The organism is Qipengyuania sp. CAU 1752, assembly GCF_054482615.1.
In genome coordinates, this window is record NZ_JBTLRE010000001.1 from 2,370,617 (window position 1) to 2,393,716 (window position 23,100).

25 protein-coding genes and 1 tRNA gene are annotated in these 23,100 nt (G+C 62.9%); 13 read left to right on the forward strand and 13 right to left on the reverse strand.

Features of this window, described 5'->3' with window-relative positions; genetic code table 11:
• Positions 1–48 precede the first annotated feature (48 nt).
• Both def and recR read right to left on the reverse strand, forming a co-directional pair.
• A complete protein-coding gene (gene def / locus ACXYL9_RS11605; RefSeq protein ID WP_459039649.1) occupies positions 49–627 on the reverse strand; it encodes a peptide deformylase in 579 nt (192 codons plus the stop codon).
• A gap of 62 nt (positions 628–689) precedes the next feature.
• A complete protein-coding gene (gene recR / locus ACXYL9_RS11610; RefSeq protein ID WP_459039650.1) occupies positions 690–1,286 on the reverse strand; it encodes a recombination mediator RecR in 597 nt (198 codons plus the stop codon).
• 52 nt (positions 1,287–1,338) lie between these two features.
• Between recR and fmt the strand changes: the two genes are divergently transcribed.
• The 4 genes from fmt to ACXYL9_RS11630 are packed head-to-tail and all read left to right on the forward strand — an operon-like array spanning position 1,339 to position 4,520.
• On the forward strand, positions 1,339–2,244 hold the full coding sequence (gene fmt / locus ACXYL9_RS11615) for a methionyl-tRNA formyltransferase (protein WP_459039651.1): 906 nt from the start codon (positions 1,339–1,341) through the stop codon (positions 2,242–2,244).
• Positions 2,241–2,618, forward strand: coding sequence for a hypothetical protein (locus ACXYL9_RS11620; protein ID WP_459039652.1), 378 nt, complete (start codon positions 2,241–2,243; stop codon positions 2,616–2,618). The genes fmt and ACXYL9_RS11620 overlap by 4 nt, the downstream gene beginning before the upstream one ends.
• 7 nt (positions 2,619–2,625) lie before the next feature.
• Positions 2,626–3,408: a tRNA pseudouridine(38-40) synthase TruA gene (truA, locus tag ACXYL9_RS11625; RefSeq protein WP_459039653.1), complete on the forward strand. Its 783-nt coding sequence runs from the start codon at positions 2,626–2,628 to the stop codon at positions 3,406–3,408.
• The gene (locus ACXYL9_RS11630; protein ID WP_459039654.1) at positions 3,408–4,520 is read left to right on the forward strand and encodes a zinc-binding dehydrogenase; all 1,113 of its coding nucleotides are present in this window, start codon (positions 3,408–3,410) and stop codon (positions 4,518–4,520) included. Before truA ends, ACXYL9_RS11630 begins: the two co-directional genes overlap by 1 nt.
• A 9-nt stretch (positions 4,521–4,529) precedes the next feature.
• Here the strand turns inward: ACXYL9_RS11630 and ACXYL9_RS11635 are convergent, their stop codons facing one another.
• Entirely contained in the window at positions 4,530–5,510 is a 981-nt protein-coding gene (locus tag ACXYL9_RS11635; RefSeq protein WP_459039655.1) for an asparaginase, read from the reverse strand.
• Between the two features lie 87 nt (positions 5,511–5,597).
• On the opposite strand from ACXYL9_RS11635, the gene ACXYL9_RS11640 reads away from it, so the two are divergent.
• Positions 5,598–5,673 (forward strand) — tRNA-Val (locus tag ACXYL9_RS11640).
• 18 nt (positions 5,674–5,691) lie between these two features.
• On the opposite strand, the gene ACXYL9_RS11645 is transcribed toward ACXYL9_RS11640, so the two are convergent.
• Positions 5,692–6,270 carry a TlpA family protein disulfide reductase gene (locus ACXYL9_RS11645; RefSeq protein WP_459039656.1) on the reverse strand — a complete coding sequence of 193 codons (579 nt, stop codon included), beginning with the start codon at positions 6,268–6,270 and terminating at the stop codon, positions 5,692–5,694.
• A gap of 16 nt (positions 6,271–6,286) precedes the next feature.
• Between ACXYL9_RS11645 and argH the strand changes: the two genes are divergently transcribed.
• The 4 genes from argH (at position 6,287) to ACXYL9_RS11665 (ending at position 10,022) form a co-directional block, all read left to right on the forward strand.
• Positions 6,287–7,663: an argininosuccinate lyase gene (gene argH, locus ACXYL9_RS11650; RefSeq protein ID WP_459039898.1), complete on the forward strand. Its 1,377-nt coding sequence runs from the start codon at positions 6,287–6,289 to the stop codon at positions 7,661–7,663.
• On the forward strand, positions 7,663–7,908 hold the full coding sequence (locus ACXYL9_RS11655; protein ID WP_459039657.1) for a hypothetical protein: 246 nt from the start codon (positions 7,663–7,665) through the stop codon (positions 7,906–7,908). Before argH ends, ACXYL9_RS11655 begins: the two co-directional genes overlap by 1 nt.
• 84 nt (positions 7,909–7,992) lie before the next feature.
• Positions 7,993–9,255, forward strand: a complete 1,263-nt coding sequence (gene lysA / locus ACXYL9_RS11660) for a diaminopimelate decarboxylase (RefSeq protein WP_459039658.1) — start codon at positions 7,993–7,995, stop codon at positions 9,253–9,255.
• Positions 9,243–10,022, forward strand: coding sequence for a precorrin-2 dehydrogenase/sirohydrochlorin ferrochelatase family protein (locus tag ACXYL9_RS11665; RefSeq protein ID WP_459039659.1), 780 nt, complete (start codon positions 9,243–9,245; stop codon positions 10,020–10,022). Before lysA ends, ACXYL9_RS11665 begins: the two co-directional genes overlap by 13 nt.
• 15 nt (positions 10,023–10,037) lie before the next feature.
• On the opposite strand, the gene ACXYL9_RS11670 is transcribed toward ACXYL9_RS11665, so the two are convergent.
• From ACXYL9_RS11670 to ACXYL9_RS11680, 3 genes are all read right to left on the reverse strand, one after another.
• The gene (locus ACXYL9_RS11670) at positions 10,038–10,982 is read right to left on the reverse strand and encodes a winged helix DNA-binding protein (RefSeq protein ID WP_459039660.1); all 945 of its coding nucleotides are present in this window, start codon (positions 10,980–10,982) and stop codon (positions 10,038–10,040) included.
• A 66-nt stretch (positions 10,983–11,048) separates the two neighbouring features.
• Entirely contained in the window at positions 11,049–11,558 is a 510-nt protein-coding gene (locus ACXYL9_RS11675; protein ID WP_459039661.1) for a L,D-transpeptidase family protein, read from the reverse strand.
• Between the two features lie 27 nt (positions 11,559–11,585).
• A complete protein-coding gene (locus ACXYL9_RS11680) occupies positions 11,586–12,875 on the reverse strand; it encodes an adenylosuccinate synthase (protein WP_459039662.1) in 1,290 nt (429 codons plus the stop codon).
• Positions 12,876–13,005: 130 nt separating this feature from the next.
• Between ACXYL9_RS11680 and ACXYL9_RS11685 the strand changes: the two genes are divergently transcribed.
• Positions 13,006–13,821 carry an aldo/keto reductase gene (locus ACXYL9_RS11685; RefSeq protein ID WP_459039663.1) on the forward strand — a complete coding sequence of 272 codons (816 nt, stop codon included), beginning with the start codon at positions 13,006–13,008 and terminating at the stop codon, positions 13,819–13,821.
• Position 13,822: 1 nt separating this feature from the next.
• Here the strand turns inward: ACXYL9_RS11685 and ACXYL9_RS11690 are convergent, their stop codons facing one another.
• From ACXYL9_RS11690 to ACXYL9_RS11700, 3 genes are all read right to left on the reverse strand, one after another.
• A complete protein-coding gene (locus ACXYL9_RS11690) occupies positions 13,823–14,929 on the reverse strand; it encodes an ATP phosphoribosyltransferase regulatory subunit (RefSeq protein WP_459039664.1) in 1,107 nt (368 codons plus the stop codon).
• 28 nt (positions 14,930–14,957) lie between these two features.
• Positions 14,958–16,541, reverse strand: coding sequence for a phosphoglycerate dehydrogenase (serA, locus tag ACXYL9_RS11695; RefSeq protein ID WP_459039665.1), 1,584 nt, complete (start codon positions 16,539–16,541; stop codon positions 14,958–14,960).
• Between the two features lie 98 nt (positions 16,542–16,639).
• Complete coding sequence (locus ACXYL9_RS11700) at positions 16,640–17,806, reverse strand: phosphoserine transaminase (protein ID WP_459039666.1); 1,167 nt, start codon at positions 17,804–17,806, stop codon at positions 16,640–16,642.
• A 174-nt stretch (positions 17,807–17,980) separates the two neighbouring features.
• On the opposite strand from ACXYL9_RS11700, the gene ACXYL9_RS11705 reads away from it, so the two are divergent.
• Entirely contained in the window at positions 17,981–19,126 is a 1,146-nt protein-coding gene (locus ACXYL9_RS11705) for a glycosyltransferase family 4 protein (RefSeq protein WP_459039667.1), read from the forward strand.
• On the opposite strand, the gene ACXYL9_RS11710 is transcribed toward ACXYL9_RS11705, so the two are convergent.
• The 3 genes from ACXYL9_RS11710 to ACXYL9_RS11720 form a co-directional block, all read right to left on the reverse strand.
• Positions 19,123–19,581, reverse strand: a complete 459-nt coding sequence (locus tag ACXYL9_RS11710) for a hypothetical protein (protein WP_459039668.1) — start codon at positions 19,579–19,581, stop codon at positions 19,123–19,125. The two genes, ACXYL9_RS11705 and ACXYL9_RS11710, sit on opposite strands and share 4 nt — an antisense overlap.
• 19 nt (positions 19,582–19,600) lie before the next feature.
• Complete coding sequence (locus ACXYL9_RS11715; protein WP_459039669.1) at positions 19,601–20,056, reverse strand: hypothetical protein; 456 nt, start codon at positions 20,054–20,056, stop codon at positions 19,601–19,603.
• Between the two features lie 106 nt (positions 20,057–20,162).
• A complete protein-coding gene (locus tag ACXYL9_RS11720; protein ID WP_459039670.1) occupies positions 20,163–20,753 on the reverse strand; it encodes a PadR family transcriptional regulator in 591 nt (196 codons plus the stop codon).
• Positions 20,754–20,893: 140 nt separating this feature from the next.
• Here ACXYL9_RS11720 and ACXYL9_RS11725 point away from each other — a divergent pair, with 140 nt between their 5' ends.
• Both ACXYL9_RS11725 and ACXYL9_RS11730 read left to right on the forward strand, forming a co-directional pair.
• Positions 20,894–22,216 (forward strand): replication-associated recombination protein A, encoded by a 1,323-nt coding sequence (locus ACXYL9_RS11725; RefSeq protein WP_459039671.1) that lies wholly within the window; start codon positions 20,894–20,896, stop codon positions 22,214–22,216.
• Positions 22,209–23,090 (forward strand): hypothetical protein, encoded by an 882-nt coding sequence (locus ACXYL9_RS11730; RefSeq protein WP_459039672.1) that lies wholly within the window; start codon positions 22,209–22,211, stop codon positions 23,088–23,090. The genes ACXYL9_RS11725 and ACXYL9_RS11730 overlap by 8 nt, the downstream gene beginning before the upstream one ends.
• The last annotated feature ends 10 nt before the right edge of the window (positions 23,091–23,100 follow it).

The window sequence follows — 23,100 nt, forward strand, 5'->3', positions numbered from 1 at the left end:
GAACGAAAAAGCCCCGCATAACTGCGGGGCTTTTTTCTGGCGCCGCGATCAAGCGGCCTGGCGTATCTTCTTGAGCTTTTTCAGTGCCATCTGCCGCTTCAATCGGCTGAGGTGGTCGATGAACAGGATCCCCTCCAGGTGGTCCATTTCGTGCTGCAGGCAGGTCGCCAGCAGCCCCTCGAGCTGTTCCTCGTGCTGCTTGCCCGCAAGGTCCTGGTAGCGAACCGTGCACGCCTTGGGCCGGTCTACATCGGCATAGATCTCGGGGACAGAGAGGCAGCCTTCCTGGTAGGTACTCAATTCGCGGTCCGGATCGATGATTTCAGGGTTCACAAAGACCCTCGGATCGTTCTTGACTGGGTAGTGCTTATGCGCGCCTTCCCCGTCGCCGTGATCGTGACCGCATTCTTCCGGCTCGGCATCAAGGTCGGGCTCCTGCAGGTCGATTACCAGTACCCGCTTGGGCACGCCGACCTGGATCGCGGCGAGGCCGATGCCGGGCGCGTCATACATCGTCTCGAACATGTCATCGACGAGCGTTTTCAATTCGTCATCAAACGCCGTGACGGGCTGCGACACGATCTTGAGCCGGGGATCCGGCACTTCCAGGATTTCACGAATAGCCATGAGCGTAATTTAGGGGCTGCCTCGCCGCGCTGCAAGCCAGTGTTTGCGATCAGAGTGAGCGCTTATCCCACCGGACGCCGCGCCCGTAGCGCCTGGGCCAAGGTTCCCTCGTCGAGATAGTCCAGTTCGCCGCCCACGGGCAGGCCGTGCGCAAGTTGCGTGATCCGGACAGGAAACGCCTCCAGCCGCTCGGCAATGTAATGGCTGGTAGTCTGCCCCTCCAGCGTCGCGTTCATGGCCAACACAACCTCGTCGATCCCGCCCTGTTCGACCCGCGCGAGTAATGAAGCGATGTTGAGATCTTCCGGCCGCACTCCGTCGAGCGCCGACAGCTTGCCGCCGAGAACGTGATAACGGCCGGTGAACAGCCGCGCCCGGTCGAGCGCCCACAGGTCGGCAACATCCTCGACCACGCAGATGCCCTTCGCATCGCGGCGCGGATCGGCGCAAATGCCGCAGGGGTTCTGCGTATCGACATTGCCGCATACGTCGCACTCGACAAGCCGGTCGCGCACGCCTTCGAGCGCTTCGAGCAGGCCCGGCAGCGCCGTTTCGCGTTTCTTGACCAGCCACAGCACCGCCCTGCGCGCCGAGCGCGGACCAAGGCCGGGAAGCCGCGCCAGCGCCGATGCCAGCTGCTCGATCTCTTGCGATGCCATCGCCGCAAAGATAGGGGCTGGGCCACAGGAACGGAAGGCTCACGGTGTTCAAATGCGCATAATCTTCATGGGAACGCCCGACTTCGCCGTGCCCACCCTGCGCGCGCTCCACGCAGCCGGGCACGAACTCGTCGCAGCTTATACCCAGCCACCACGGCCGGCAGGGCGCGGCAAGAAGCTGCAACCCTCGCCCGTGCACAAGGCGGCCGAGGAACTGGGCATCGAAGTACACACGCCCAAGTCGCTCAAACAGCCAGCGGAGCAGGAGGCCTTCGCCGCGCTCGCTGCCGACATCGCGGTAGTGGCCGCCTATGGCTTGATCCTGCCGCAGGCAATCCTCGATGCGCCAGAGTCGGGCTGCCTCAATGTCCACGCCTCGATCTTGCCACGCTGGCGCGGTGCGGCCCCCATTCACCGCGCCGTGATGGCCGGTGATGCCGCCACTGGCGTCACTATCATGCAGATGGAGGCGGGGCTGGACACTGGCCCCATGCTGGCGACTTTACGCACTCCGATCGAAGACAAGACCACTGGCGAATTGACCGAGGAACTGGCCGAACTGGGCGCAGGCCTGATGGTCGAGACATTGCGTGAACTCGACAAGCACTTCCCGGTTACGCAGGACGATCGCGAAGCCACCTACGCCCCCAAGATCGACAAGGCCGAGGCGCGGATCGACTGGTCACGGCCCGCCGCCGAGCTGGTCAGGCACATCCACGGCCTCGCTCCCTTCCCCGGCGCCTGGTGCAATATGGATACCGAGAGGGTCAAGCTTCTGCGGGCAGAGGCAGTCGGTGCCACCGGCAAGCCCGGAGAGGTGCTCGACGACCAGATGACGATTGCTTGCGGAGATGCCGCAATCCGGCCATTGCGACTACAACGAGCTGGAAAACCTGCCATGGATCTCGCCGCATTCCTGCGCGGCAAACCGATCACTCGAGGGGAACTGATCGCATGACGCCGTTATCGCGCAACATCTTGCTAGCCATAGCCATTCTGAGCCTGATCGTCGGCTCGTGGGCCATCTTCGCTGGTCGGGCCATGATCGGCGCCGGCGGATTGACCACGGTGGGTTCGGTCGTGATCTGGTCATCGGTGGCTGCGCAACTTATGGCGCTGGTGGCTATTGCCTTCGCCCTGTTCCAAGCCAAGCGCGCAGCCTTTGCAGCGCTTGTTGCATTTGTCCTGATCCTGCCATTCGCAATTACTGCCATCATCCCGGCAGCATGGTGCATCGAGCAAGCTTGTGAAACGGCGCAACAGATCAACTGGCGGGGCCTGCTGCTCGTCATCTTGTTTGGCTTGCCGGCCTGGCTGTTGCGCAAGGTCTGAAACCCGCTTGCCACGTTTCGCGCTCACTCTCGAATTCGACGGGACCCCATTCCAGGGACTGCAACGGCAGAAGCACGGGCCGAGCGTCCAGCAATCCGTCGAGAATGCTGCGCAGGCGGTAACGGGCGAGCAGGTCACCCTGCACAGCGCCGGGCGCACCGATGCCGGGGTCCATGCGCTCGCCATGCGAAGCCATTTCGATGTCGACAGCGCGCTGACGCCGTTCCGCATGATGGGTGCGCTTAATGCGCACATGCGGCCGGATCCGATCGCGGTTACGCGTTGCGAAATCGTGCCGGATGACTGGCACGCGCGCTTTTCCTGCGTCGGACGCAGCTATGTCTATCGCATCGCCAATCGCCGGGCGCCGCTGACGCTGGAGAAGAACCGCGCCTTGCAGGTGCCGCAGGCTCTCGACCATGAGGCCATGCACCGGGCGGCGCAGGCGCTGGTCGGCCGTCACGATTTCACCACCTTCCGCTCCGCCCATTGCCAATCGCGCGATCCGGTCAAATCGCTTGCCCGGCTTGATGTAGAGCGCAACGGCGAACACGTCCTGATCCATGCCGCCGCACGCAGTTTCCTCCATCACCAGGTCCGTTCAATGGTCGGATGCCTGACGCTGGTTGGCCTGGGTCGATGGCCCGAAGAACGGATCGAACAAGTTTTGCTTGCCCGTGACCGGCAGCAATTGGGGTTGAACGCCCCACCCCATGGCCTCTACTTCGTGGCCGCTGACTACCCCGAAGATAATCCGCCCCAAAGAAATACACCCGAGGAGACGACCTGATGAGCACCACCGGCAAACAGCTATTCACCACCCTGGAAGCGGACGGCACGCTCACGGTCGAAATCGAGGAAGTCACCGTACCCCAGCCCAAGGGCAACCAGGTACTGGTGAAAATGGAAGCAGCCCCGATCAACCCGTCGGATCTGGCCATCCTGACCGGTGCGGCCGACCTCGAGAATGCCGAATACTCCAAGGGCAAGTTCGTCGCCAAAATGCCCGAACCGTTCAACACCGGGTCAAAAGCGCGCCATGGGCAGAAACTGGCTGCCGGTAACGAAGGTGCGGGCACTGTCGTTGCCACCGGCGACAGCGACATGGCCAAGGCGCTCGACGGACAGCGCGTCGCCTGCGTGCCCGGAAATGCCTATAGCCAGTACGTGATTGCCGATGCCGCCATGTGCTTGCCGCTGGGCGACCATTCGGCAGAGGACGGCGCCAGCGCCTTCGTCAACCCGATGACCGCGCTGGGCTTTGCCGAGAATGCCAAAATGGACGGACAGAAAGCCATCGTCCACACCGCTGCTGCCTCCAATCTGGGGCAGATGCTGGTCAAGATCTGTCAGGAAGACGGGCTCGAACTGGTCAACATCGTCCGCAAGGCCGAACATGTCGACTTGCTCAAGGGTCTCGGCGCGAAGCATGTCGTCAATTCGAGCGACGACGACTTCATGAAGCAATTGCGCGAAGCGATCGACGCCACGGACGCGTTCTACGGCTTCGACCCGATCGGCGGCGGGCAGGCCACCGACAACGTGTTCAAGGCGATGGAGCAGGTCGCGGTATCCAAGATGACCGAATATTCGCGCTATGGCTCTAACCAGCAGAAGCGGATGTTCATCTATGGCCGGCTCGATCTCGGACCGACCATCCTGACACCCAGCTATGGCTTCGGCTGGACGCTGTCGGGCTGGCTGCTGACGCCATTCCTGGCTCAGGCGGGCATGGAGACGATGATGCGTATGCGTCAACGCGTGCTCGACAACCTCACCACTACCTTCGCCAGCAGCTACAAGCGCCGGGTGAACCTGGAAGAAATGCTGAGCAAGGACGCGGTGACCGATTATCGCGCCATGAAAACCGGCGAGAAATATCTCGTTACGCCCTGGTCCTGATCAGGAGCGCTAGCCGCCGTCAAATGCCTGCTGGATCGCCGAGGGGTCTTCTATCCCTTCGGCGATCAGAAGTTGCAGCAATATCCGCGCCTTTTGCGGGTTGAGCGCCCGGGCGGCGACGAAACCCGTGGCATCGTCCTCCGGTTCGCGGTCGACCAGACCTTCACCGGCCCGGCTTGCGCGGACTACCGGCAGACCATCGGCGCGACGTTCGACCAGCAGCGCGCGCACGTCCTCGGGCATATTGCCCTCACCCACGCCCGCCAGCACCACGCCCCGCGTATCGCTGCCAATTTGCCGCGCGACCTGTTCGGCCCTCAGCCCGGCATGGACATAAACCACCGCCACTTCCGGCAGCGTCTCGTGCCATGCGAAACCAGCCTCGCTGCCGCTGCGCCAGGGGGCGCCGAACCATTCTAGCGATGACGGCGTCACCAGCCCGACCGATTCGCGTGGGAAACCGCGGAATGCATCGGCCCCGCGCGTACGCACCTTGGTTACGTCGCGCGCGCCAAACAACCGGTCACCCATCACCACCAGCACTCCGCGCCCGGCGGCATCGGCATCGGCCGCGACCCGCACCGCGTTGGCGAAATTGCGCAGGCCGTCATAGCCGACCGCATCGGCGGGCCGCATCGCCCCAACCAGCACCACCGGCTTGGTTGCGGGCAGTGTAAGGTCGAGCAGGAACGCGGTCTCTTCCAGCGTATCGGTGCCATGGGTGACGATCACGCCGCCACAGTCGGCATCGGCCAGCGCTTGCATGATGGCCGCGTGGAGCGGGTTCCAGACACTGCCTGCGATATCCGCGGAATCGATATTGGCGATCTGGTGTCCCGTCAGTTCCGCGTCGAGCCCAAGCGCGCCTACCTTCTCGAGATAGTCCTCGATCCCGATTTCACCCGAGCGATAATCATTGGCGATGGCGGAACCAGCGATACCGGCAATCGTACCACCGGTTGCAAGAATGCGAAGATTGGGTGCTGCCATGTCCGTGCCCCTAATCGCTGCCGAGCGATTGGCAATTGATTTTGAACGCCTGCGCGCTATGTGGGCGCTCTTCCCGCATTGCGGAGAGGGCGATTAGCTCAGTTGGTAGAGCATCTCGTTTACACCGAGAGGGTCGGCGGTTCGAGCCCGTCATCGCCCACCATTTTCATTTACCGGAAAACTAATCCACGCCCTCGTCGATCAGGCCGGCCGCTTCGGCGCTGCCCCAATCGTAATCGCCCTCGATGCGCCAAACTTCCCGGCCACTGGCGTCATAGAGGATGGTGATCGGCAAGCCGTCACCGAAATGCTCGAGCAGCTTGGCCTGCGGGTCGAGCCACGGTTGCAGTTTCGCGAACTTGGCGGCGGCGAAATAGGGCTCGACCACGTTTGCGCCTTGCTTGTCCTGGCTCACGGCCAGGACGCGCAGGCTCCCTTCGCGCTCTTGCGCCAGCGCATCGAGCAACGGCATTTCCTTCTTGCAGGGCGCACACCAGGTCGCCCACAGATTGACCAGCACCGGCTGCCCTTGCAGCGCGCCGAGATTGAGTTCGCGCCCGTCGGGCAAGTTCACGGTCACGGCAGGCATCAGCTCGCCGGCATAGCGGCGGTCGACTTCGCCAGCCAAGCTGCCCTTGTCGCCCGCCAATGCGCCCTCGCCTTGCGCGGCTTCCGGCGCGGCCCTATCGCACCCTGCAAGCATGAAAATGCCAGCAGGCACCAAAAGGAATGTGGCGAGCGTGAGCGATAAACGGGACACAGGTGGCTCCAACCAGATGTGGGGCGGCAGGTTCGCCGAGGGGCCTAGCGCCATCATGCGCGAAATCAACGCCTCGATACCGTTTGACAAGGCGCTGTGGCGGCAGGATATCGCCGGCAGCCGCGCACATGTGTCCATGCTGGCGAAGCAAGGCATCGTCAGCGAGGACGACGCCAAGGCGATCGACGACGGCCTCCAGAAGGTCGCCGCCGAGTATGAGCGCGATGGCGTACCCGAGGACTGGGACCTTGAAGACATCCACATGACCGTCGAGGCGCGGCTGACCGAATTGATCGGCCCGGTCGCCGGCCGGTTGCACACCGCGCGCAGCCGCAACGACCAGGTGGCGACCGATTTTCGCCTGTGGGTCGGCGAGGCCACTGCCCGTGCCCGCGACGGTGTCGCCGCGCTGCAACGGGCTCTGGTTGCCCGCGCCGACGAGCACTCCGCCAGCGTCTTGCCCGGCTTTACGCATTTGCAGACTGCCCAACCAGTCACGCTCGGTCATCACCTGCTGGCTTACTACGAGATGCTGCGCCGCGATGCCTCGCGCTTTGCCGACAATGCCGCGCGGGGCGACGAATGTCCGCTGGGGGCGGCTGCGCTGGCCGGCACGGGGTTTGATCTCGACCGCGATATGACGGCGCGAGCGCTCGGCTTCGCGCGTCCCACCGCCAACAGCCTCGACACCGTTTCCGACCGTGATTTCGCGCTCGATTACCTGCAGGCGGCAAGCCAGTGCGCGCTGCACCTGTCACGGCTGGCCGAGGAACTGATCCTGTGGGCGAGCCAGCCCTTCGGCTTCGTCCGCCTGCCCGACAGCCTTTCGACCGGCAGTTCGATCATGCCGCAAAAGAAAAACCCAGATGCCGCTGAACTTGTGCGCGGCCATTCCGGCCGGATTATCGGTGCCGCGACTGCGCTGATGGTGACGATGAAAGGCCTCCCGCTCGCCTATTCCAAGGACATGCAGGACGACAAGCCGCCTGTCTTCGAAGCTGCCGGCCTGCTCGACCTGTGCCTGGCGGCGATGGCCGGGATGATCGAAGGGGCAACATTCGACACCGACCGGATGCGCTCTGCCGCCGGGCTTGGCCATGCAACCGCAACCGATCTTGCAGACTGGCTCGTGCGCGAAGCCGATATTCCTTTCCGCGAAGCCCATCACGTCACCGGCGCGGCGGTAAAATTGGCCGATACCAAGGCGTGCACGCTGGAGGACCTGTCGCTGGATGATCTGCGCGGCATCGACGCTCGGCTGGACGAGCGGGTTCGTAAGGTCTTGACCCTCGATGCATCGGTTGCGGCGCGTAACTCCTATGGTGGGACCGCCCCCGTTCGGGTAAGGGAGCAAGTCGCCATGGCGCGGAAGGCGCTGGGCATGGAGTCGTGATGCGCGCAATCGTTCTTTCTGTCGCCCTGCTCGCATTTGCGGGTCTTGCCGCTTGCGGCCAGCAGGCTGATCTCAAGCCGCAGGCAGGACAAAACTTGCCGCCGGCCCCCTTCGGTATGGCACGGCAACCCACGCCCGCCGAACTGCTCGAACCCGATACGCTGGCCGCACCCGAACGCAGCGTCGAACTGCGGCGCCGTTCGGAAGAACGCGAGGATGATCCTTTCGATCTTCCCCCGGAGTGACCTGCGCCCGGGCGTAGCCCAGATAGCCAAATTAACAGCTAAGCTGTCTCGACTCCGCGTGAAGCGGGCGTCATGGGAACGCGCATGGACCATTTCCGCCTGATCGATGGCGTCCTGCACGCCGAGGATGTCCCGCTCCCGCAGATAGCCGAGGATGTGGGCACGCCCGTTTACGTCTATTCGCGCGCCACGCTGGAACGTCATGCACGCGTTTTCACCGAAGCATTGGCGCAAGTGCCGGACAAGCTGATCGCCTTCGCCGTCAAGGCCAACCCCAACCTGGCCGTCCTCAAGGTGCTGCAGCGCGCAGGTTTCGGCGCCGACGTGGTTTCCGGCGGCGAATTGCGCCGGGCGCTGGCGGCAGGGATGGCGCCAGCAAAGATCGTCTTCTCCGGCGTCGGCAAGACCCGCGCCGAACTGGCGCTGGGGCTCGAAAAGGGCATCGGCCAGTTCAATATCGAATCGCGCGAGGAAGGCCGAGAACTGGCTGAACTCGCTGCCGAGCTCGGCGAGAGAGCACCTGCATGCTTGCGAATCAATCCAGACGTCGATGCCGGGACTCACGAGAAGATTTCGACCGGCAAGGCCGAGAACAAGTTCGGGATTTCTCTCGTTCATGCCCGCGATGCCTATGCCGAGCTGGCATCACTCGACGGGCTGAACCTGCGCGGTGTGGCGGTCCATATCGGGAGCCAACTGGCCGACCTCGAGCCATTGGAAACAGCCTTTTCCAAGGTCGGAGATCTGGTGGCGGACCTGCGCGCGAGCGGCCACACGATCACCCATGTCGATCTCGGCGGCGGGCTGGGCGTGCCGTACAAGGCTGGCGAACAGCTCCCCTCGCCAGCCGAATATGGCGCAATGGTGGCCCGCGTGACCGGCGATTGGGGTGTGCACCTGACATTCGAACCGGGCCGCGTCATCGCGGGCAATGCCGGCGTGCTCCTGACCCGCGTGATCCGCGTGAAGCGCGGTGGCAATGGCCCTCCCTTTGTCATCGTCGATGCCGCGATGAACGATCTGGCCAGACCCGCACTTTATGGCGCGTGGCATGATTTTGACGCCGTCGAGCCCACGGGCGAAAGGATGGTCGCCAACATTGTCGGCCCGATCTGCGAAACTGGCGACACCTTTGCCCGCGACCGCGAATGCGACGCGCTGCCATCCGGTCGGCTCGCAGTGTTTCGCACTGCCGGCGCCTATGGCGCAACCATGGCGTCGAGCTACAACTCGCGCGGCTTCGTGGCCGAGGTACTCGTCGATGGTGGTCGCTTCGCGGTGGTCGCGGACCGCATCGAGGCGGGGGACATCATGGATGCCGAGCGGGTCCCCGAATGGCTGAAATAGGTTCGCTGCCGCTGTTTCATCGCATCGATGGCAAACGCGTCGTGGTAATCGGCGATAGAGCAATGGCAGAGGCCAAACGGCGGCTTGTCGAACGCGCAGGCGGCATACCCTGCAGCGAGGCCGAGGCGCACCATGCGGCCCTCGCCTTTGTCGCGCTGGAGGACGAACGCGCGAGCCGCGCAGCCTGCCAGAAGCTGCGCGCCATGGGTCTGCTGGTCAATGTCGCCGACAGACCTGAATTGTGCGATTTTACGACCCCGAGTATCCTGGACCGCGAACCGGTCCTAGTCGCCATCTCGACCAGCGGTGCATCGGCGGGTTTGGCCAAGCACGTCAGACTGCGGCTCGAACGGCTGTTGCCGCAATCCCTGGGCACATTGGCAGCGAAGTTGCGCGGCGCGCGCGATGCGATGCGCTCGCGCTGGCCCGATGCCGATAAACGTCGTCGCGCTGTTGACGCAGGGATGGCTGAAGGCGGTCCACTCGACCCGCTCGATCCGGATTCCGCTGCCCGGCTCGATCAATGGCTCGCGGGAGCCGACGATACGGAAGCGAGTGAACCGTCCGTGATCCAGTTGCAGAGCGACGACCCTGAAGACCTGACCCTGCGCCAAGCGAGGCTGTTGGGCATAGCCGATGTGGTGCTTCACGCGGCCGATATACCGCCGGCCATACTCAACCGTGCCCGCGCCGATGCACTGCGCCGCGAATTGCCAGGGGATGCGGACGGCTACGAGGGACTCGTGATTGTAATTGAGCGCGTCTGAACCCTCCGGGTTCGTTCACACCGGCAATGCAACCCCCACGCCGACTTCGGCGAAGTACTGCGCCATCGCCTCGGCCGCCTTGTCTGTCAGCGCGATGAAAGCGCGGCGGCGATCCTGCTGGTCCTCGACCCTTTGCAGCAATCCAGCCTCGGTCATCTGGCTGATCCAGCGCAACGCCGTTGTCGGTGGTACACCGCTGGCGATACACAGCGAAGTGACCGAAACGCGCTTGCCCTCTGCCCTTGCCGCTGTGAGATCGAGCAGGATATCCCATGCCGGGTCAGCAAACAGGTCGTCGGAGAAAAATTTCGCCCGCGCCTGACGCTGGGCAATGATGGCCCGCACGAGCTGTGGATCGGGCAGACGCGAGCGTGTGTTTTTGTGAGACCGGTCAGCACCCTGGTCGCGATAGGCGATGGCGGGAGATTCGAACCGAAATGCGCTGGACGTCTCCGGATTGCTGGGTTCACGACCTTCGATCCGTTCTGCAAGCCGGCCAACCTGCTCGGCCAGCCGTACCAGTTCCAAGCGGTCCCTTTCCGACAATTCGCGCACCCCTTTCGCGCCAAGTGTCGATAAAATTGTACCAATGGCAATTACGCGCTCACCCCTATTGGGTTCAACCAGGACCGGAACATCGCCATGGGGAAGGCTGGCGTAAACATCTTCCAGCGAACCCAGGGTGCAGCTTACCAACAGCGATCGCCCCGACCGCGCCGTGCGGTCGGCCAGGGCATCGAGCAGGTCAATTTGAGCAGCATCCGGGGTCGGACAATCTACGATCGTCAGGTCGCAGGCTGGAATCTGACCGCAGTCGAGCGCAGCCTCGTGGATAATTTGCAGCCCGGCCGCGCGCGCATCCTGCGCGATCTCGGCCCGCAACCAGGCACGCGATGCCAAGACGGCGCAGTCGGCCCGGAAAACGCTGCTGTCGCCATACTCGAAATTGGCCTGCCCCATTGCTCTCCCCTTGTTTGGAACAAGAGTAGAACGTCCAGTTCTCGAGTCAAGCCATGCGGCAGTGGGTCAGTATCGGATCTCTATTGGTGTTCCGTCGGGTACCGCTCGCCACAATTCCTCGATCTCGGCATTGGTCAACGCGATGCAGCCGTCGGTCCAATCACCGCTCATGCGAAAATGGCGTGGCAACCCGTTGGGTTGGCCATGGAGGAAGATGTCGCCACCCGGATCGCGTCCCTGGGCCTCGGCGAAGGCACGATCGGCAGCGTTCGGATAAGAGACGCGCAGCGATAAGTGAAATGCGCTGTCGGGATTGCGGGTATCGATTGTGTAGCGGCCTTCGGGCGTGCGCTCGTCGCCCTCGAATTGCTTGTGACCGACAGGCGCATCGCCAAACTGCAAGCCGGTATAGCGGCGAACCACCGCACCTTCGCGAAAAAGGGTGAGCGTGCGGTCTGACTTGTCGACCAGCAGGAAATCGACCTCCGGCATGGCGGCGGGAAGAATTCCCGGACTCGTCGTGGGCGCGCACGCGGCGAGCAGCAGCAGGAACGGCAGGATCAGCAGACGGTTCATCGCCGCAACCTATCCTCCACTACCCGTTCAATCCAAGAAAGGATCGCGGACCAGGATGGTGTCGTCACGTTCGGGACTGGTCGAAACCAGCGCCACCGGCGTCTCGATCAATTCCTGGATGCGCTGGATATACTTGATCGCATTGGCCGGAAGGTCGGCCCAGCTCCGGGCACCGGCGGTGCTTTCGCTCCAGCCCTCAAGCTCCTCGTAGATCGGTTCGACCGCTTCCTGGCTGGCGGCATGGCTCGGCAGATAGTCGTAGACATTGTTCTTGAGCCGGTAGCCGGTGCAGATCTTCACCGTTTTCATGCCATCGAGCACGTCGATCTTGGTCAGCGCGATGCCGGTCACACCGCTGATGGCGCAAGTCTGGCGCACCAGCACGGCATCAAACCAGCCGACCCGGCGTTGGCGCCCGGTGACTGTGCCGAATTCATGGCCCCGTTCGCCAAGCCCCTGACCGATCTCGTCATCGAGCTCGGTCGGAAACGGCCCGCTGCCAACACGCGTGGTATAGGCCTTGACGATACCCAGCACGAAGCCGGTGGCGTTGGGCCCCAACCCGCTACCGCTCGCCGCAGTGCCGCTGACAGTGTTGGAGCTGGTGACGAAGGGATAGGTGCCGTGGTCGATATCGAGCAGCACGCCCTGGGCGCCTTCGAACAGGATCTTGGCCCCGGCCTTGCGGACCTTCTTCAGCCGCTTCCATACCGGCTGTGCAAAGCGCAGCACAAAGGGTGCGATTTCTCGCAGATCGTCGAGCAAGGCGGCACGGTCGACCGGGGGTTGGTCGAAGCCGGCGCGCAGCGCATCGTGGTGCGCGCACAGCCGGTCTAGCTGCGGTTCGAGGTCGTCGAGATGTTCGAGGTCACAGACCCGGATCGCCCGGCGCCCAACCTTGTCCTCGTAAGCCGGACCGATACCGCGCCCGGTGGTCCCGATCTTGCCCTTGCCCGCCGCGGTTTCGCGCAGGCCATCAAGATCGCGATGCAATGGCAGGATCAGCGGACAATTGTCGGCAACGGCGAGATTGTCGTCATCGATCCGCACGCCCTGTCCTTCGAGCTTCTCGACCTCGGCCTTGAGCGCCCAGGGATCGAGCACCACGCCATTGCCGATGATCGACAGCGTGCCGGATACGATGCCGCTCGGCAGCAGGCTTAATTTGTAGGTGGTACCGCCTACCACCAGCGTGTGGCCGGCGTTGTGTCCGCCCTGGAACCGCACGACGGCATCGGCACGGTCGGCCAGCCAATCGACGATCTTGCCCTTACCTTCATCGCCCCACTGGGCGCCGATCACGGTGACGTTGGCCATTCTCTGTTTACGCTCGCATGTCTGACGGGTGCTGGAAACGCAGCGGGCGTTAGGGCCAGCCGGGGCGCAGGGCAAGCATTTCACCGGAAACAAAGCCCGAGTTTCTCATTGACCCAGTGAAGGAGAATTTATGACTGACTATCCGCTGCTCACGCTCAACGACGAACGCCAGCTCCCGCAATTGGGGTTCGGGACCTACCAGATCCCGGACGAAGACGCTCCGCAGGCGGTCAAAATGGCGCTCGAAACCGGCTATTGGCTGGTCGATACCGCCGCCATCTACCAGAACGAACGCGGCGTCGGCGAGGGCATCGGGGAGTGGTCGGACATCTTTCTCCAGACCAAGATCTGGAACGAGAGTCAGGGTTACGACCGGACGCTGAAAGCTGCAGAGAAATGCCTCGAACGCCTCGACCGCGACCATGTCGACATGCTGCTGATCCACTGGCCCTGTCCGGACAAGGGCGAATTTGTGGACACCTGGAAGGCGCTCATCGAACTGCGAAATCAGAGCAAGGCCAAGTCGATCGGGGTCTCCAATTTCCGCGAAGAAGATCTCAAGCAAATCGTCGACGAGACCGGCGTCGTCCCGGCTCTCAACCAGATCGAATTGCACCCGACTTTCCAGCAGCGCGCATTGCGCCGGATTCACGAGGAGATGGGTATCGTCACGCAAAGCTGGTCACCACTGGGCCAGGGCCAGGGCCTGTCGGAAGGCACGATCAAGGATTTGGCCGAAGAAACCGGTCATCCTGCCAGCGCCATCATCCTGCGCTGGCATATCCAGCACGGCCTGTGCCCGATCCCGAAGGCCTCGAGCCGTGATCATATCGAGGCCAATTTCAAGGCACTCGATTTCACGCTTTCGGACGAACAGATGGATCGGATCGACGCGATGGATGATGCCAACGGTCGGATCGGACCCGATCCGGCCAAGTTCTGCTAGGCTAGAGCGTGCGCGGCGCGTGCCCGTCGAGGACATGGGTGCAGCCCAGCGCCGCGGGATCGTCTTGGGGGCCGACGGCCTCGCGGGTGCGCCAGCCTTCGCTGCGCAAGCGGGCAGCGGCATCGCGATCATGCCCCTGCGGCAGAAACACAGTTTGGCGCTGCGCTTCGTCGGGCAAGGCGGGCAGCAAGGCATCGAGATAAAGTGAAAACCCGGTCGCAGCCTCGTCCGAACCCTTGATCCAGTAAGTCCCGCCACGGCCCAGGGCGCTACGAGCGCCGTCGGCATAAAGGGTAAAGCCGAACCAGCTCTGGTATTCGAAACCATGCCGTTCGGTTGGATCGAGCGTCAGGCGGGCGCGTTCGCCAAGCCGTTCCGCAACCTCTTCGAGTCCTTCGATACGGCTCGCCAGCGCGCCGCCTGCATCCAGTGAACGCAGCTTCTCCAGCGCATCGGCAAAGGGCCCGGCTGCGTGAATCAAGGGCAGGTATGCCTCGCCACCTGCCTGAAGCAGGCCCCCGGCATCCTTGGTGTCCAGCTCGCGCCTAACCCTTTCGGCCTGATCGGGGCCAAGTGGATAGGCTTTGGCCGCCAGCACATCGACCAGATCGGGCAGCGTGAAATCCACCGAGATTCCGGACGCGCCCATGGCTTCGACCGCTTCGATCGCCAGCATCACCACCTCGCCCGCGGCAGCGGCGCTGTCCGACCCGATCAGTTCCGCGCCCAATTGCAGGCGTTGGCGCGAGGGATCGAGCTGGTCGGCGGTGATGGTAGCGACCTCGCCGGCATAACACAGCCGCAGCGGGCGGGCCGCGTCGGCCAGCGCGGTGGAAGCGATCCGGCCCATTTGCGGCGTCATGTCGCTACGCAGCGCCAATGTGCGCAGGCTCTGCGGATCGACGAAGCGGAACATGCGGCTGGTGCTCACGCCGTCCATCCGTCCGGCCAAGGCACGTTCGAACTCGATCAGCGGCGGGCGAACGCGGTCATAGCCATACAGGTCCATCGCCCGCAGGCCTGCGCGCATGGCATGGGTGGCCTTGCGTGCCTCTGCTGGAAGGCGGTCCTCCAGGCCGATGGGGAGCAGGTCGTCAGTGTCGGTCATAACGCGCCGCGCCCTGCCCCATCCGCACTCAGAATGCCAGTGGCTTGACGACCCGCACGCCCTCGACCTTGCAGGCCTGGTCGACGACCTGCGGAGTGATCGGCTGGTCCACACTTAGCAGCAGGACCGCTTCCCCGCCTGCCTCGCGCCGGCCTAGGTTGAAGGTGCCGATATTGATGCCGTTCTCCCCCATAAGCGAGCCGATGCGACCGATGAAGCCGGGGGCGTCGTCGTTGACGATGTAAAGCATGTCGCCTTCCAGAGTGGCCTCGATACCGATGCCGAAAATCTCGACCAGCCGGGGGTTGCCGTTGCCGAACAGCGTGCCGGCTACCGAACGGTCGCCGGCATCGGTGGCAACGGTCACACGCACCAGCGTGTGAAACACGCCTTCGTGACTGTTGCGAATCTCGCGCACCTCGATCCCCCGTTCTTTTGCCAGATAAGGTGCGTTGACCATGTTCACGCTGTCCGAATAGCGCCGCATGAGGCCGGCCAGAACCGCGCCGGTGATCGGCTTGGGATTGAGTTCGGCGGCATCGCCTTCGAGCTCGATACTGATCTTGGGCAGGTTGCCGTGGGAAAGCTGCCCGACCAGCGAGCCGAGATTTTCCGCCAGCGCCATATAGGGCCGGAGCTTGGGAGCTTCCTCGGCGCTGAGGCTGGGCATGTTGAGCGCATTGGTGACGCCGCCATTGACGAGGTAATCGGCCATCTGCTCGGCCACCTGCAGCGCGACATTGACCTGCGCCTCGGTCGTGGATGCCCCCAGGTGCGGAGTCGAGATGAAGCCGGGCGTGCCGAACAGTGGGCTGTTCGTAGCCGGTTCGGAGGCGAACACATCGAGAGCGGCGCCCGCGACGTGGCCGGTTTCGAGCAAGTCCTTGAGAGCTTCTTCGTCGATCAGTCCGCCACGCGCGCAATTGACGATGCGAACGCCCTGCTTGGTCTTTCCCAGGTTTTCGCGGCTGAGGATATTGCGCGTCTCGTCTGTCAGCGGGGTGTGGAGCGTGATGAAATCGGCCCGCTCGAGCAACGCGTCGAGGTCGACCTTCTCCACCCCGATTTCGACTGCGCGTTCGTCTGTCAGGAACGGATCGAAGGCGATTACCTTCATCTTGAGCCCCTGCGCGCGGCTGGCGACAATCGAACCGATGTTGCCGGCGCCGATCAGGCCCAGCGTCTTGCCGGTAACCTCGACGCCCATGAAATCGCTTTTGGGCCATTCGCCGGCCTGGGTGCGGCGATCAGCGGCGGGGATCTGGCGAGCCACTGCCATGATCAGCGCGATGGCGTGTTCGGCGGTGGTGATGGAATTGCCGAACGGCGTGTTCATCACCACCACGCCCTTGCCACTGGCGTAGGGGATGTCGACGTTGTCGACCCCGATCCCGGCGCGGCCGATGACCTTGAGGTTCGTCGCGGCGTCGAGGATTTCCTTGGTCACCGTGGTCGAGGACCTGATGGCGAGACCTTGGTACTCGCCGATCCGCGCGGCGAGTTGTTCGGGGGTTTCCCCGGTGATCACGTCGACATCGCAACCGCGCTCTTCGAAAATGCGCGCGGCATTGGGATCCATCTTGTCGGAAATCAGAACCTTGGGCTTGCTCATGACGAAATCTCCTCGTCAAAATCCGGCTATTGCCGGACAGAATTGTGATGGGGGACGGTGTCGACCCGTGCTGACAATGCAGCAGGGCCGTCAACCGATCAGCCGTGCTTGAGGCTTTCGTAAGCCCATTCGATCCACGGCAGCAGGCGCTTCAGGTCCTCCTGCTCGACCGTGCCGCCGCACCAGATGCGCAGGGACGGCGGAGCGTCGCGATAGCCGTTGAAATCATAGCCCACGTCGCGCTCTTCGAGCATCTTGGCGATTGTCTTGGGCACCGCTGCCTGGTCCTCTGCGGATAGGCTTTCGTACCACTCGCCCTGGAAGCGAAAGCACACGCCGGTGTTGGTACGCATGGCTGGATCGGCGACCATATTGCGCAGCCACGGCGTGCTCTCGATCCAGTCGCTCACGATCTTGGCGTTGGCGTTGGCGCGTTCGAACATCGCCTGCCGCCCGCCAATCGACTTCGCCCATTCGAGCGCCGCGATATAGTCCTCGGTCGCCAGCAACGAAGGTGTGTTGATAGTCGCGCCTTCGAAGATGCCGGTGTTGATCTTGCCGCCCTTCTTGAGACGGAACAGCTTGGGCAAAGGCCATTCGGGATCGTAGCTTTCAATTCTCTCCACCGCCTTGGGGCTGAGGATCAGCATCCCGTGCTGCGCTTCCGACCCCATGACCTTCTGCCAGCTATAGGTCGTTGCATCGAGCTTGGCCCAGTCCATTTCCATCGCGAAGATGGCGCTGGTCGCATCGTTGATGGCTAGGCCCTCGCGGCCGGGGGCAAGCCAGTCGGTATCAGGGATTTTCGCTCCGCTGGTAGTGCCGTTCCAGGTGAAGACGACATCGTTGTCCTGCGGGATCGAGGCGAGATCGGGGATTTCGCCGTAATCGGCATCGAGCGTAGTCAGCTTGGGCAGCTTGAGCTGCTTGGCCGCGTCTTGAATCCAGACATTGCCGAAGCTTTCCCATGCCGCCACCGTCGCCGGGCGGGCCGGATCAAGCATGGTCCACATCGCGCATTCAAGCGCGCCGGTGTCCGATGCTGGCATAATGCCAACGAGGAAATCATCGGGAATGCCGAGCAGTTCCTTCGACAAGTCGATGGCATATTTCAGCCGCGCCTTGCCGATGCTCGAACGGTGCGAGCGACCCAATGAATCGGTTTTTAGCTTATCAAGGGACCAGCCGGGAAACTTGACGGTGGGACCGGACGAAAATTGAGGACGATCCGGCTTAAGTGCCGGTTCGCTGGCATGCTTAGTCATGTATTCTCTCCTTCCAGAGAGCTCGCGCGGCGTTGGGACCGCGTGGCCCACCGGCGGCACTAAAGTTGCTCGGAATTAAGTCAATGCGAAATAGGTATGCATCGGCGAATAGCTTCGTGGATCGGATCAACGCCCTCTCGCCAAGCTCGTTCCTGATGCCTATGGACTTGGCCTATGAAGACGAACGATTTGCGGATTGCGTTATTCAGTGGGAACTACAACTACACCCGCGACGGCGCGAACCAGGCCCTGAACAGGTTGGTGGACTACCTTCTGAGGCAGGGGGCATCCGTCCGCGTCTTCTCACCCAAGGTGGCCGAACCCGATTTCGAACCGACGGGTGAATTGTTCGACGTTCCCAATATCCGCATGCCGGTGAAGGGTCGTGGCGAGTACCGGATGCCGCTCGGGCTCAATGCACGGGCGCGCAAGGCGCTCGACAGGTTCGAGCCGAACATGGTCCACGTCTCGTCACCCGATCCCACCGGCCACGCGGCTCTGAAATGGGCGCGCAAGAACGGCATCCCCGTTGTCGCATCGGTCCACACCAGGTTCGAGACCTATCCGCGGTACTACAACGCTGCATTCCTCGAACCGGCGATTGAATGGATCTTGCGGCGGTTCTACAATCGCTGTGATGCCCTGGTGGCCCCTTCCCAAAGCATGATCAACGAATACAAGGCGATGGGGATGCACCAGGATATCAGCCTGTGGACGCGCGGGGTCGACCGCGAGATGTTCGATCCCTCGCGCCGTGACCTCGAATGGCGACGTTCGCACGGGCTGGCCGATGACGATGTCGCCATCGCCTTTCTCGGCCGATTGGTGATGGAAAAGGGGCTCGACGTCTTCGCCGAGGCGATCATCGCCCTGCGCAAGCTGCAGGCGCCGCACAAGGTGCTGGTGATAGGCGACGGTCCGGCGCGCGAATGGTTTGAGAAAGCCCTGCCCGGAGGCATTTTCGTTGGCTTCCAGACCGGTAGCGACCTCGGCCGGGCGCTTGCGAGCGCCGATATCTTCCTCAACCCGTCGATCACCGAGACCTTCGGCAATGTCACTCTGGAAGCCATGGCGAGCGGGTTGCCGGTGGTCGCCGCCTCGGCCACGGGCGCTTCAAGCCTGGTTATCGATGAAGAGACGGGCCGCCTGGTACCGCCGGGCGACACCGACGCTTTCGCCGAGGCGCTTGCACCATACTGCACCGACGATGCGCACCGCCTCGCCCACGGTCAGGCCGGCGAAAAGCGAAGCCGCGAATACAGCTGGGACGCAATCAACCAAGCGGTGGTCGAAACCTATCTGCGGGTCGCCAATCGCTAACGCAGCACACCGGCGGCGGTCATCTGGCGCGCGTAGAATGCGAACAGGATGATCGTAGCCCAGATGACAATCGAGAATATCACGGTGAACGGCGAATTGAGCGCTTCTGGCATTTCGGTTGTGTAAGTGTAGATCGTCGAACCGACGAGCCCGATCATAGATACGATCATTGCGTGATAAGCAAACCGGCTGCGCGCCAGTAGCAGCAGCGCACCGGCCACCGCAGCCCACACGCTCAGCGCCCACATCGCGTCAACCCAGGCCGGGAAGGCATCGTAATAATCGAGAATCACCTGCAAATCGGTGCCGACGCTCTCGGCCATCTCACCGAGATAATCCTCATTGCGTAGCTGCGTCTGGACATAATCCCATGCGCCCCCGGCGAACCACAGCACACCGAAGATCCCTGCGACCCACAAATGCCAAGGAGCCCTTGGCCGCATAGGTTCATCCATTACCTGATCTGCCAGCCGATCAGCTGAGTAACCCTCGCTTGCGCATTACCCATGCGTACCAGAGCAGCATTGCCGCGATCAGCAACACCACGCCCATCATCGGCGAATTGCCCATCTCTTCGAGTTGGGGCGGATAATCGACCCCCGACTGGTAGATCATCGAGACGAGAACACCGGCAATCGACACCGCGAAGGCCATCACGGCCCAGCGGCTCCGGAACAGCAGCAGGAGCGAGCCGGCAAGTCCGCCCCAGACCCCGAAGGCCCAGGCGGCATCGGCCCAGGCCGGAGCCTGTCCGAGCAATTCCAGCATCGCATCGGTTGTTGCCTGATCGATACCCATGCTGGCAAACCAGCCCTGGTTGGCGGTTTGCGTCATGGTATAGTCGATCGCGCCGAAACCATTCCATAAGGTGGCCGCTATGCCGACCACCCACAGGTGCCACGGCGTAGTTTGCTTGCCCAATCTGTTCATAATGGCCCTCTCCTCGCCACCGCCCTTCACTGGGACGATTGGAAAACCATGCTAGCACGTCGGAACCTGCCCTCAAAACGCGTTAATTTGTTGTGAGCCAGACCCTTCAAAGCCGCTCGATCTTGCGCGCCACCTCGTCGATCATGTCAACGATTTCGCGTCGCGCCTTTTCGTCGAGTTCGCCAGCTTTGAACTTGTATTTAAGCACATTGGCAAGATTGCCCGCCGCGCGGAACAGTTCATGCGGCGTGCCTTCACTAGCCGACCGCCGACCATAAGCGGTGAGACGCTCGATCAAGGCCGCGACTTCATCGGAACGATCATCGAGTTCCCCCCGGCCGCTGGCGGTGACTTCATAGGCTTTGCGGCTCTCGTTTCCTGACGCCTCGGCTATTGCGCCTTCGTCCTGCAACAAGGACAGCGTAGGATAGATCGTACCCGGACTTGGCGAATAAGCGCCATCGGTCATGTCCTCGATGGCCTTGATCAACTCGTATCCGTGGCGCGGCTCGTCCGCCACGAGCTTGAGCAAGACCAGGCGCAACTCGCCAGGACCGAACATGCGCCCCCGCCGGCGCCGACGGCCGCGATGCATTGTGGACCCGTCCCAGCCGCCCCATGCAGCGTCCGCCCCCGAACCAGACCATGAACCCGACTGCGATGCAGCCATCATGGCGATGAATGGCCAGCCGTTCATTCGCATCCTGCGGCGATACCGATGCCCATGCATAATCGTCCTCCTGCGTAACAGTTAAGATTGCTCTAAGATATATCTTAGAAGCATCTTAGCAAGTCTCCGATGCATTTTTCCGACCAAGCGCCTATCTATCCCGATCAATGGCCGACCTGTTCCAAGACGATCCCCCCTCGCCCCCTTCGAAGGACCAGCCGCAAGATGATGCGCCGCTGGCCGATCGCCTGCGCCCGCGCACGCTCGACGAGGTCATCGGGCAGGAGCACCTGACCGGCCCCGAGGGTGCGATCGGACGAATGGTGTCGGCCGGTCGGCTGTCGAGCATGATCTTGTGGGGCCCGCCGGGCACCGGCAAGACCAGCACCGCCCGGTTGCTGGCCGATGCCGTGGGCATGCGCTTTGTTTCGATCAGCGCGGTGTTCTCGGGCGTGGCGGACCTCAAGAAGGCCTTTGCCGAGGCCGACAAGATGGCGACGGCAGGCCAGCGCACCTTGCTGTTCGTGGACGAGATTCACCGGTTCAATCGCGCACAGCAGGACGGATTCCTGCCCTTTGTCGAGCGGGGCACGGTAACGCTGGTGGGCGCGACGACCGAGAACCCCAGCTTCGAGCTGAACGCCGCCCTGCTCAGCCGCGCGCAGGTTCTGATCCTGCACCGGCTCGATGCGGCTGCACTGGGAAAATTGCTCGACCGGGCTGAGCAACTTGCAGGCCCCCTCCCCCTCACCAACGATTCGCGCGAGGCCTTGATTGCCAGCGCCGACGGTGACGGGCGCTTCCTGCTCAACCAGGCCGAAACGCTATACAATGCCAAGATTGATGTGCCGCTTGATCCGGCCGCGCTGGGCCAGTTCCTGCAGCGGCGCGTCGCAGTCTACGACAAGGACCGCGAAGGGCATTACAACCTCATCAGCGCGCTGCACAAAGCGTTACGCGGATCGGACCCGCAAGCATCGCTTTATTACCTCGCCCGGATGCTCACCGCAGGGGAGGAACCGCTATACCTCCTGCGGCGGCTGGTCCGGATCGCCAGCGAGGATATCGGGCTGGCCGATCCGCAGGCACTCGTCCAATGTCTCGCCGCCAAGGATGCCTATGAATTCCTGGGCAGTCCGGAGGGCGAACTCGCCATCGTCCAAGCCTGTCTCTATTGCGCCACCGCACCCAAGTCGAACGCTGCCTATGCAGCGCAGAAGGCTGCGTTTCGCAGCGCGCGGGAGACTGGCAGCCTGACGCCGCCGCAAAATATTCTCAACGCGCCGACCAAGCTGATGAAAGACATCGGCTACGGCAAGGGATACGCCTACGACCACGACGCCGACGACGGCTTTTCTGGTGACAATTACTGGCCGCAGGAGATGGAACCGCAGACTTACTACGTCCCCGTCGAACGCGGTTTCGAGCGCAAGGTTCGTGAACGGATCGAATATTGGGACAAGCTCCGCCAGCAACGCCGCGATGCGTGAATTCGGACATTTCCTCGCCATCGACTGGTCGGGCGCAAAGGGCGAACGCCAGAAGGGCATTGCGCTAGCCTTGGCCGACGCTTCGGGCGAACCACCTGCGCTGCTCCGTCGTGCCAAGCCGTGGAGCCGCGCGGAAGTACTGCATTTCCTGCGTGACGACCTCCCGCCCGACACGCTGGTTGGCATGGATCTCGGCATCGCCCTCCCGCACGCCGATGCGGGTGCATACTTCCCTGGCTGGGAGGCCAGCCCGGCAGACGCGCGGGCGCTGTGGGAACTGATCGACCGTACCTGTGAAAATGATCCGAACCTCGAATGCGGCAGCTTCCTCGCCCATCCGCAGGCGGCGCGCTATTTCCGGCACGGAGGTGGCGAGATCGGCAACCTGTTCCACCTCGACGATGCACCTACCCGCGAAGGGCGGTTTCGCCAGGCCGAACATGCCCAGAAGGCTCACGGCGTGCGGCCGGTGAGCAATTTCAACCTTGTCGGCGCGGCTCAGGTCGGCAAGTCGACGCTAACCGGCATGCGCCTGCTCCACCGACTGCAGGGTAGTCTGGCCGTGTGGCCGGTCGATCCACTGCCAGCAAGCGGTTCGGTGCTGGTCGAAATCTACAGCTCGATCGCGGCCCGCAGCGGCGGTGTGAGCGGCACGCGCAGCAAATTGCGTAACTACACGGAACTCAACCAGGCGCTGGCACAACTTGGGTCGCCACCTGTTGCAGGGACCGGCGCAATTGACGACCATTCTTCCGACGCACTGCTGACCGCCGCCTGGCTGCGCAAGGTCGCCCACGACCCCGCATATTGGAATCCCCACGGGCTGACTCCCGAACTGGCGCAAACAGAGGGCTGGACATTCGGCGCGTTATGAGAGTAGCGGC

Bases quoted from the DNA above. Each gene is read 5' to 3' on its own strand.
- def (WP_459039649.1), bottom strand. From the start codon at position 627: ATGGCTATTCGTGAAATCCTGGAAGTGCCGGATCCCCGGCTCAAGATC.
- recR (WP_459039650.1), bottom strand. From the start codon at position 1,286: ATGGCATCGCAAGAGATCGAGCAGCTGGCATCGGCGCTGGCGCGGCTT.
- fmt (WP_459039651.1), top strand. From the start codon at position 1,339: ATGCGCATAATCTTCATGGGAACGCCCGACTTCGCCGTGCCCACCCTG.
- ACXYL9_RS11620 (WP_459039652.1), top strand. From the start codon at position 2,241: ATGACGCCGTTATCGCGCAACATCTTGCTAGCCATAGCCATTCTGAGC.
- ACXYL9_RS11630 (WP_459039654.1), top strand. From the start codon at position 3,408: ATGAGCACCACCGGCAAACAGCTATTCACCACCCTGGAAGCGGACGGC.
- ACXYL9_RS11635 (WP_459039655.1), bottom strand. From the start codon at position 5,510: ATGGCAGCACCCAATCTTCGCATTCTTGCAACCGGTGGTACGATTGCC.
- argH (WP_459039898.1), top strand. From the start codon at position 6,287: ATGTGGGGCGGCAGGTTCGCCGAGGGGCCTAGCGCCATCATGCGCGAA.
- ACXYL9_RS11655 (WP_459039657.1), top strand. From the start codon at position 7,663: ATGCGCGCAATCGTTCTTTCTGTCGCCCTGCTCGCATTTGCGGGTCTT.
- lysA (WP_459039658.1), top strand. From the start codon at position 7,993: ATGGACCATTTCCGCCTGATCGATGGCGTCCTGCACGCCGAGGATGTC.
- ACXYL9_RS11665 (WP_459039659.1), top strand. From the start codon at position 9,243: ATGGCTGAAATAGGTTCGCTGCCGCTGTTTCATCGCATCGATGGCAAA.
- ACXYL9_RS11670 (WP_459039660.1), bottom strand. From the start codon at position 10,982: ATGGGGCAGGCCAATTTCGAGTATGGCGACAGCAGCGTTTTCCGGGCC.
- ACXYL9_RS11675 (WP_459039661.1), bottom strand. From the start codon at position 11,558: ATGAACCGTCTGCTGATCCTGCCGTTCCTGCTGCTGCTCGCCGCGTGC.
- ACXYL9_RS11680 (WP_459039662.1), bottom strand. From the start codon at position 12,875: ATGGCCAACGTCACCGTGATCGGCGCCCAGTGGGGCGATGAAGGTAAG.
- ACXYL9_RS11685 (WP_459039663.1), top strand. From the start codon at position 13,006: ATGACTGACTATCCGCTGCTCACGCTCAACGACGAACGCCAGCTCCCG.
- ACXYL9_RS11690 (WP_459039664.1), bottom strand. From the start codon at position 14,929: ATGACCGACACTGACGACCTGCTCCCCATCGGCCTGGAGGACCGCCTT.
- serA (WP_459039665.1), bottom strand. From the start codon at position 16,541: ATGAGCAAGCCCAAGGTTCTGATTTCCGACAAGATGGATCCCAATGCC.
- ACXYL9_RS11700 (WP_459039666.1), bottom strand. From the start codon at position 17,806: ATGACTAAGCATGCCAGCGAACCGGCACTTAAGCCGGATCGTCCTCAA.
- ACXYL9_RS11705 (WP_459039667.1), top strand. From the start codon at position 17,981: ATGAAGACGAACGATTTGCGGATTGCGTTATTCAGTGGGAACTACAAC.
- ACXYL9_RS11710 (WP_459039668.1), bottom strand. From the start codon at position 19,581: ATGGATGAACCTATGCGGCCAAGGGCTCCTTGGCATTTGTGGGTCGCA.
- ACXYL9_RS11715 (WP_459039669.1), bottom strand. From the start codon at position 20,056: ATGAACAGATTGGGCAAGCAAACTACGCCGTGGCACCTGTGGGTGGTC.
- ACXYL9_RS11720 (WP_459039670.1), bottom strand. From the start codon at position 20,753: ATGAACGGCTGGCCATTCATCGCCATGATGGCTGCATCGCAGTCGGGT.
- ACXYL9_RS11725 (WP_459039671.1), top strand. From the start codon at position 20,894: ATGGCCGACCTGTTCCAAGACGATCCCCCCTCGCCCCCTTCGAAGGAC.
- ACXYL9_RS11730 (WP_459039672.1), top strand. From the start codon at position 22,209: ATGCGTGAATTCGGACATTTCCTCGCCATCGACTGGTCGGGCGCAAAG.